Source organism: Chitinophagaceae bacterium (genome assembly GCA_030053935.1).
Taxonomy (GTDB): Bacteria; Bacteroidota; Bacteroidia; order Cytophagales; family JASGCU01; genus JASGCU01.
This window is the reverse complement of record JASGCU010000094.1, coordinates 1-9,191: the sequence shown is the minus strand read 5'-3', so window position 1 is coordinate 9,191 and position 9,191 is coordinate 1. Positions and strand designations below refer to the sequence as shown.

8 protein-coding genes are annotated in these 9,191 nt (G+C 30.8%); 1 reads left to right on the top strand and 7 read right to left on the bottom strand.

Features of this window, described 5'->3' with window-relative positions; genetic code table 11:
- The 6 genes from QM536_08550 to QM536_08525 all read right to left on the bottom strand — a co-directional run.
- Positions 1 to 347 (bottom strand): DNA methyltransferase (locus tag QM536_08550; protein MDI9357055.1); only part of this gene is annotated, 347 nt, incomplete at its 3' end.
- Between the two features lie 367 nt (positions 348 to 714).
- The gene (locus QM536_08545; protein MDI9357054.1) at positions 715 to 1,464 is read right to left on the bottom strand and encodes a succinate dehydrogenase/fumarate reductase iron-sulfur subunit; all 750 of its coding nucleotides are present in this window, start codon (positions 1,462 to 1,464) and stop codon (positions 715 to 717) included.
- A gap of 22 nt (positions 1,465 to 1,486) precedes the next feature.
- Complete coding sequence (locus QM536_08540; GenBank protein ID MDI9357053.1) at positions 1,487 to 1,930, bottom strand: TerB family tellurite resistance protein; 444 nt, start codon at positions 1,928 to 1,930, stop codon at positions 1,487 to 1,489.
- Positions 1,931 to 1,974: 44 nt separating this feature from the next.
- Positions 1,975 to 2,406 carry a hypothetical protein gene (locus QM536_08535; GenBank protein MDI9357052.1) on the bottom strand — a complete coding sequence of 144 codons (432 nt, stop codon included), beginning with the start codon at positions 2,404 to 2,406 and terminating at the stop codon, positions 1,975 to 1,977.
- Positions 2,407 to 2,429: 23 nt separating this feature from the next.
- The gene (locus QM536_08530) at positions 2,430 to 4,361 is read right to left on the bottom strand and encodes a fumarate reductase/succinate dehydrogenase flavoprotein subunit (protein MDI9357051.1); all 1,932 of its coding nucleotides are present in this window, start codon (positions 4,359 to 4,361) and stop codon (positions 2,430 to 2,432) included.
- 859 nt (positions 4,362 to 5,220) lie between these two features.
- Positions 5,221 to 6,477: a HAMP domain-containing sensor histidine kinase gene (locus tag QM536_08525; protein ID MDI9357050.1), complete on the bottom strand. Its 1,257-nt coding sequence runs from the start codon at positions 6,475 to 6,477 to the stop codon at positions 5,221 to 5,223.
- Between the two features lie 178 nt (positions 6,478 to 6,655).
- Between QM536_08525 and QM536_08520 the strand changes: the two genes are divergently transcribed.
- The gene (locus tag QM536_08520; GenBank protein MDI9357049.1) at positions 6,656 to 8,806 is read left to right on the top strand and encodes a UvrD-helicase domain-containing protein; all 2,151 of its coding nucleotides are present in this window, start codon (positions 6,656 to 6,658) and stop codon (positions 8,804 to 8,806) included.
- 122 nt (positions 8,807 to 8,928) lie between these two features.
- On the opposite strand, the gene QM536_08515 is transcribed toward QM536_08520, so the two are convergent.
- On the bottom strand, positions 8,929 to 9,191 hold a 263-nt coding region (locus QM536_08515; protein MDI9357048.1), incomplete at its 5' end, for a T9SS type A sorting domain-containing protein.

Genomic DNA, 9,191 nt, shown 5'->3' with positions numbered 1-9,191 from the left:
TGCCAAATAATTTCATTTCTAAAGTTTTTATCTCCAAAAACTTTATCTAAAATATATACTTTTATATAAGCATTTGCATGCCAATCACAGTGTAAAAATAGGGATCCTGTTTGTTTTAATATTCGGTGCATTTCTATGACTCGTTCTTTGAGCCAAGCAATATAATGGTCTATTCCTCCTGAAAAGCGGTCTTCAAAACTTCGCACTTCTCCATTGTCTCCCCAAATTACCTCGTAATTTCTATTGCTAAAAAACGGTGGGTCAAGATAGATTAAATCCACCGTTTCTGTTTCTATAGTTCGTAAAATTTCTAAATTATCTCCTAAAATGAGTTTGTTTATATCCATTGTTTTTATTTTTTATTATTCCCTTGTATTATTGCATATTTTTAAATTGTCTGAATATATTTTTTATTTATAACTATTTAGATACCACTATCTTTGCGGCACAATAAGAATAAAAAAATATACCACAAAATTTACAAAGAAAGCAGGTAATAAATCTGCCTATCGGCGACCAAAAAAGTATTTTACAAGATTGTAATTATCTCCAACTATGTAGTAAGGTAGTTTTGAATGTTCTTTCTATCTGGATTCGGAGTATAAAAAAAAGCCCACGCTATAAAACGTGGGTTATATTAGAAGTATAACAATAAATTTTTAGAATTCCCTCTCATATTTTGAAACTATTTTTTAGTAATCTTGTTTTTGTATTTTACATATTTTGAGAAGAGAGTTTTGTACTTATGTAGTCTCTATTTAGTTTTGCGATAGTGGTGAGCGGGATTTGTTTTGGGCATTCCGCTGCGCAGGCTCCCGTATTAGTGCATGCTCCAAAACCTTCTTCATCCATTTGAGCAACCATTTTTTCTACTCTCTGTTTTTGTTCTACCATTCCTTGTGGTAACAGTCCCAAATGAGTTGTTTTTGCAGCTACAAAGAGCATTGCAGAAGCATTTTTACAAGCAGCTACACAGGCACCGCATCCAATACAAGAGGCAGCATCCATAGATTGTTCCGCAATATTTTGAGATATAGGTATAGTATTTGCATCAGGGACACCACCAGTATTTACAGAAATATATCCTCCTGCTTGAATAATTCTATCAAATGCTCCTCTGTTTACTACGAGGTCTCTTATCACGGGGAATGCTTTTGCTCTCCATGGCTCTACCCATATAACTTCGTTATTTTTAAAACTTCTCATGTGGAGTTGACAAGTTGTTGTTTGTAAAGGTCCATGAGGTTTTCCATTTATGTAAAGGCTGCATGCTCCACAAATTCCTTCTCTACAGTCATGATCGAAATGAATTGGTTCTTCTCCTCGTTTTTCGATTTGTAAGTTAAGAATATCTAACATCTCTAAAAAAGAGATATCTGGAGATACATCTGAAATAGTATAGGTGATAAAATCTCCTCTTACTTCAGTATTTTTTTGTCTCCATACCTTTAGTGTAAGATTCATAAAATAATTTTGGTTTATGTTATTATACTCTTTTTCCTATTCTTGCTTTTATAGCAAATTTTACATATTTTTTAATATTCTGGACTTCTTCTATAGTTAAATTCAAAGATTTAGCAATATTTTTAATTTTACGAAGTTCTTGGGAATCTAGTAAATGATCAGAAAATGCTAAAAAAAACATATTTACGATGAGTGAATGTCTTAAATCGGTTACAGCGAGTTTTTGAATATATTGTTGCATATCTTTTTCATTGTTCTGGTTTTTCATAAACTCTACTACTGTACTTTTAGTTTTTTGAGATATATTAGAAATATCGCAAAATTTATTCATCATTTTTATTTCTTCTTCTAATATTTTTCCATCTGCTAATGCAATGCTCGAAAGAACACATAAATATGTTACTTTTTCTTCTTCAGTTCTATCTTGTAAGGGATTCACCTTGATATAATCTAAAATATTATCCATGATTGTTGTAGTTAAATTATTAATGTATGTGGTATAATTTTATTTCAAATTTTTACTTTTATAGCAAATTTTACATAATTTTTAATATCTTTTACATCCTCAATAGGTATATTGAGAGATTTAGCAGTATCTTTAATTTTACGAAGTTCTTGTGGTAATAATATAAAGTCTGAAAATGCTAAAAAAAACATATTTACGATGAGAGAGTATTTTAAATCTGTTATAGCAATTTTTTGAATATATTTTTCGGTTATTTTTTCATTATTTGGTTTTTGCATAAATTGTAATATTTTTTTTTTTGCTTTTTGAGAAATATCAGAAATATCACAAAGTTTATTTATCATTTCTATTTCTTCATCTAATACTTTTCCATCCGCCATTGCTATGGTAGATAAAATAGATAGATACATTATTTTTTCTTCCTCTGTTTTATTTTGCAAAGGATTTGTTTTTATATGGTTTAGAATATTACTCATGGCGATAATATATTTTTAGTACTTTATTTATAACTTCTTTGTGATGGTTTTACATTTTCAAACATGAGTTTTTCTGTATGAAAAGAATGTTGCATTGGTTTTAGGTATTTCCATACGGATACATGACTAAAATTTGCATCGTCGCGTTTGGCTTCTCCATCTTCGGTTTGATATTCTTCTCTAAAATGCCCACCACAAGATTCATTTCTTTCCATAGCATCTTTGATCATAAGGTACCCAAGTTCTATAAAATCGGCAACTCTGTTTGCTTTTTCTATGGACATATTTAATTCTTCATTTTTTCCGCTTATCTTTAAATTATTCCAAAATTCTTCATAAATAGATAATACTTGAGATTGCGCATGAATAAGTCCTTCTTTTGTTCGGGACATTCCGCAATAGTCCCAAATAACTTTTCCTAATGCTTTATGAAACTCTGATGGGGTTTTATTTCCTTTTATAGAAAGAAGTTTTGAAATATTTTGTTTTACAGATTCTTCTGTTTCTTTAAAGGCGTTATGTGTTGTAGGTACTTTTTCTGATGGTATGCGTGCTAAATAATCTCCAACAGTATAGGGTGCTATAAAATATCCATCTGCTAACCCTTGCATCAATGCTGATGCTCCTAATCTATTTGCTCCATGGTCTGAGAAATTTGCTTCTCCTAAAGCAAATAGACCTGGGATATTGGTCATAAGATTATAATCTACCCATAATCCTCCCATGGTATAGTGAACTGCGGGGTATATCATCATTGGTTCTTTATATGGATTTTTTCCGGTTATTTGTAAATAAATATCAAAAAGATTTCCATATTTAGTCGATATATTTTTTTCTCCATCACGTTTAATTGCATCTCTAAAGTCCAAATAAACTGCTAATCCTTCTGTAGATACACCTCTTCCTTGATCACAAACTTCTTTTGCGTTCCTTGATGCGACATCTCGTGGTACTAAATTTCCAAAAGAAGGATATTTTCTTTCTAAAAAATAATCTCTGTCTTCTTCTGCTACATCAGATGGGTTTATGATATTTTTTTTTAATTTTTCGGATGTTTCTATTGTTTTTGGAACCCAAACTCTTCCGTCGTTTCTTAAAGATTCTGACATGAGAGTGAGTTTTGATTGGTGTTCTCCGTGAACGGGAATACAAGTAGGGTGAATTTGGGTAAAGCATGGGTTTGCAAAAGCAGCGCCTTTTTTATGAGATCTCCATGCGGCTGTTACATTGGATCCAATAGCATTTGTAGAAAGAAAAAATACATTTCCATATCCTCCTGTACAGAGAAGCACTGCATGTGCAGAATGTGATTCTATTTTCCCCGTAACAAGATCTCTTACTACAATACCTTTTGCTACACCATCTATAGTTACTATGTCCATCAGTTCTGTCCTACTGTACATTTTTATTTTTCCTGATCCAATTTGTTTACTTAAAGCGCTGTAAGCACCTAGCAATAATTGTTGTCCCGTTTGTCCCTTGGCATAAAAAGTTCTTGAAACTTGTGCTCCGCCAAAAGATCTGTTAGCCAGTAATCCTCCATATTCTCTTGCAAAAGGTACTCCTTGTGCTACACATTGATCTATTATATTGACACTTACTTCTGCTAATCTATAAACATTTGCTTCTCTACTTCTATAATCTCCTCCTTTTATAGTATCATAAAATAATCTAAAAATACTATCTCCATCGTTCTGATAGTTTTTCGCTGCATTTATTCCACCTTGTGCGGCAATGCTGTGTGCTCTTCTGGGGCTGTCTTGAAAACAAAACGATTTTACATTATAGCCCAATTCTGACAAACTAGCAGCTGCGGATGAACCTGCTAAACCTGTTCCTACTACTATAATATCATATTTTCTTTTATTAGCAGGATTTACTAATTTTAAATCAAATTTATGTTTTGTCCATTTTTCTGAAAGGGGGCCATCGGGTATTTTTGAATTTAATTCCATAGCATAAAATTCTTTGGTTGAATCATTAAAAATTATAATGAATTTTGAATCATTATGTAAATATATCTTTTTTATTTTTCAATTCACAAAATAAATAAATTTTTTACTTAAAAATTTATTTATTATTTAAAATAATAACGATTATCTTCAATTATTGTAATTATCTTGTCTCAAAAAGTATTTTATAGAGTTTTTGTAACTATTGATATGCTTTTTTAAACCTCTATTATAAAAGGGTCTGATATTCAAATTTCAAATAAGAAGGTCTTCCCTATTTTTGTAAATATTATTTCTATATTTATCAGATGATATTCTGAATATTTTTTATACTTCGTATTACATTTTCTACTAAAACTCTGATTATGTTATACTTATCACTGTGCTTCGTAGGTAGATTTAAAATTTATACCATTATATATTCCGAAATCATTTTATCAAATAATTTTCTTTGGATACCTACCAAGCGCTTAAGTGTCCCTGCATTGTTATTTTTTATATTTTCTTATTTCAATATCCAAATTCCATATATTTTTTAGTAAAAACCAAATTTACTGTCCAGGTATTAATTATGCTATGAAATATGTATAATAAATGTTGTATCTATTTTACACAGAAATACAATATTTTCATCGATCAATAATAGATTGAAGCGAATACTATTCTATTTTTATAAATTTATTGAATCTTGATGTAATAATTATCCATTATGCAAGAGTTCTATTCTATAATTACCAAGATATTTTGAAAACGAAAATGATTCGGGTAAAAGATTATCTCATTTAAATGTAAATATTTATTGGTTTTATATAATAATGATATAAATATTATAAGAAAAAATAAGATATCTTATCGGGGTGAGCTAATTTTCACTTAAAATAATTTTAAAAGTTGTTCCTTTTCCTAATTCGGATTCTTTTACAAATATCTTTCCTCTGTGATATTGTTCAATGATTCTCTTGCAAAGAGTAAGTCCGAGTCCCCATCCACGTTTCTTTTTTGTGTATCCTGGTTCAAACACTTTTTCAAATTCGTTTTTCATAAGTCCTCTTCCCGTATCTCTTATTTCTATAAATACTTGATTATGGTTTGCTTTTATTATTTTTATGCTCACGAATCCTTTTCCTGAGAGTGATTCTACTGCATTTTTACAGACGTTTTCTATTACCCATGAATAAAGTGGTTTATTGACAAGTGCAGATATATCTAAACTTTTGGTGGGAATGGTTACAAGTTCTAAATGAATATCTGTAGGAATTCTTTTTTCAATATATTCTAATACTTCTTTGGTAATATTGACGATATTTTCTTGCTGAAAATTATTTACAGGCGATCCTATTTGAGAAAATCTTTCTGTGATAGTTTGCAATTTATCAATATCTTTTTCGAGTTCTTCCACAAATGCAGAATTTTTGAATTGTTCATCGTTTTTGAGATGCTCTAACCAACCTATAAGGGAGGATAGAGGGGTGCCCAATTGATGTGCTGTTTCTTTTGCCAATCCAATCCAAGTATTATTTTCTTCTATTTTTTTGAGATAGAGAAATCCCGCATACATTATCAAACCAAAGATAAGAATAATAATAATTTGAATGTAAGGAAAGTATTGCAGTTCTTTGAGAAGGTAAGAATTTTCGTAATAGATATAATTATATTGAGGGGGTTGATTGAGTTTTCCTTTTACGACGAGTATCTTGATAGGTTTGTACTGCTGTTCCATATTTTCTATTCGTCTTTGGAGGATATTTTTTTTCTCTCTCTCAGAGGTAATTTTTTCTAACTGATATATATTTCTATATTCGAGGGCTATTTTATGCTCATCAGTAAGGATTACGGGGATATAGTTATTAGGAATAATAATTTCTTGGAGTATAAAGGTAAAGTTTTGTGAGTATTCTTTTTCATTGCTTACATATTCTAAGGTTTTAGCGTACAGATTTATCCATTTTTCCTCTCTCTCTTTCAATTTATTTATTAAAAGGTTTACATATACGATGGAAGCGGCGCTGATGATGATTCCTATAATACAGATACAAATTTTTATGGATGATTTTTCTATTTTTATACTCTCCCATACAAAACAACCTCTGAATGTATTTTTTATTTTTTCTGTTAACATTTTTATTCCCTTGAGTATTCTTTTGATACTATTTTTTTAAGTCGTAATAGGTGTTTTATGTATTTTATATGTTTTATGTTTACTTTGTGTATTTTTTGTTTTCTTTGTATGTTTTGTGGAACTTTTGAAATAAAAAATACTATAATAAAAAGGAAATGGTATCAAACAAATAAATAAAATGAAAATAGATTTAAGTTTTTTAAATGACCAGCAGAGAGAAGCAGTGATGAGTGAACAAAAACGCATTCTGGTATTAGCGGCTGCAGGTTCGGGGAAAACAAAGACGTTAGTGGAGAAACTTACCTACCTTATACAAGAAAAAGGAGTGAATCCACAGAATATATTAGCAATTACCTTTACTAAAAATGCTGCAAATGAGATGCATCATCGTTTTACTTTCATCAATAGCCCTCTTGCGGATCGTCAATTGTCGGAAGAATCTACGGAATACAATCCAAAACTCTATAAAAAAAAGCATCTTTCCGATGTTCCAACTATAAAAAACTTCCATAGCTTTTGTTTTGAGGTTTTAAAGCAATTTGGGGCGAATCAATTTGACAATAAATTTAAAATAATTTTAGATAAAAAGTGGAGTGAAGACGATGAATTTTCGCATCATATAGCGGAAGAAACTATTTTTGAAGTGCTTCATAAAATAACTCTGCAAGAATGCGAAGAAGGGGACTTTTTACTTTTGCTCAAAAGATATATCATAGATTATTATGTGGATAAAATAGATAAATCATTTGAAAAAAAAGAAGCGACTTCCTTTAGAGAACATGCAAAATACTATACTACTCTCAATGGTATCTCTGTCCGCTCTAAATCGGAGCAGTATATTGCTGATTGGCTCTATAGACATAAAATATATTTTGAATATGAGCCAACTCTTAATGTGGGCGGGGATTTTGATTTTCATCCCGACTTTTTTATACCTGATGCAGACCTTTATATAGAGCATACCAGCAATCAAAGTTATGAGATGAAGGGGAAAGAGTGGCAATTTCGCAAGGGGAAGCTTTTGTTAGTGAAAACTTATGAAAGTATGACAAAAGATTCTCATGCATTTAATATTGCTTTGGAGAGAATACTCAAAAATAGATTGCCTGCATACTTTCAAAAGCAAGCGCCGCTGTCTTTTTCGGAGGAATTTAATACTTATAATGAGTATTTAAAGCTCTTTCTCTTAGATGTTTTGCAGGTTATTCATCTTCTGAAAGTAGAAAATAAAGGATTAGATAGTATATTTGAACATTCACAAAGGGATCAGCACGAAAGAGTAAGGATTTTTTATACCATAGCCAACAGATTGATACAAAAATACCATCAATACTGTGTCAATAAGTCCTATTTGGACTTTGAAGATCTTATTTCTACCTCTATACAGCTCTTTAAAAATAATCTCGATATAATAAATATTCTCAAAGCAAAGTATAAATATATATTAGTAGATGAATTTCAGGATGTCAATACCACACAAATAGAATTACTCAAAATTCTTTTAACCCCTGAGAGCCAGCTCTTTTGTGTGGGTGATGATTGGCAGAGTGTGTATAGTTTTAGAGGGGCAGATGTGCATTATATCATTGATTTTGAAAAGTATTTTCCTCCTGCTCAGATAATAAAGTTAAATCTCAACTACCGAAGCACTCAAAACATTGTAGAAGCGAGTAACGAAGTCATAAAACATAATAAACTTCAGGTAGAAAAACACATCTATTCCTCTAAAACAAATGAACACAAAATAGTTATATTTACAGGGGCAAACGAAAATGACAATATAAAGTTTTGTATAGAGAAAATAAAGCAAATGCTTGCTGAAAATGTAAAAGTAGAGGATATTTTATTGCTATACAGAAGAACGGATATGTTTACGCACTCGCATAATGCTCAAAAAACTTCTTATAAAGGGGGGTTTGCAAAAGAAAATATATCTATTCCTACTAAAACCATTCACTCTGCAAAGGGTATGGAAGCAAAAGTTGTGTTTGTTATAGGGCTTAATAACGGATATAGGGGTTTTCCTGATATATGGATGAAAGATAGGATATTTCAAGTCATCAAAAAACCACGTTACGAATCTCTTTTAGAAGAAGAACGAAGGTTATTTTATGTTGCCATTACAAGAGCTAAGGAGAAATTATTTCTGATAACGGAAAAAGGAAAAGAATCTGTGTTTCTCAAAGAAATACCTGAAATGTATACCGTAAAAACATCACAAATATTGGGTATGGGGTGTCCCAAATGTTTTAGTGAGTTAGAGCCGTTGTTTACTTTTTGTCCTTATTGCGGAACCAAAGTAGAACAATCAATGGAAGAGTTGGTATGAACATGTGTTGCTATAAGGTAGGTTCTAAAAACTGATTTCTTACAAAAAAAAGATATTGCATGCAATGTCTTTTTTTAAATAATGAAGACAGAAGTTTTTCTGCCCTTGCAATTATTTTTTCATTACTCTTTTAGTACTTTCTCCGCCTTTAAAATCTCTCCTTTTTCTCCATATACCACCACAATATATTCTCCCTTTGGCATGGTTTTTATATCTATAGATACCCCATATCCAATCCCCAATCCCCCATCAGATACCTCATTTCCCTTTACATCATATATTTTTACGGAAGAGACTTTTTGGTTTTTATCCCATTGAATGGTCATGTAGTCATCGGCAGGGTTTGGGAAAATGGTTATAAAAGGATTTTCTACTGCAATGGCAT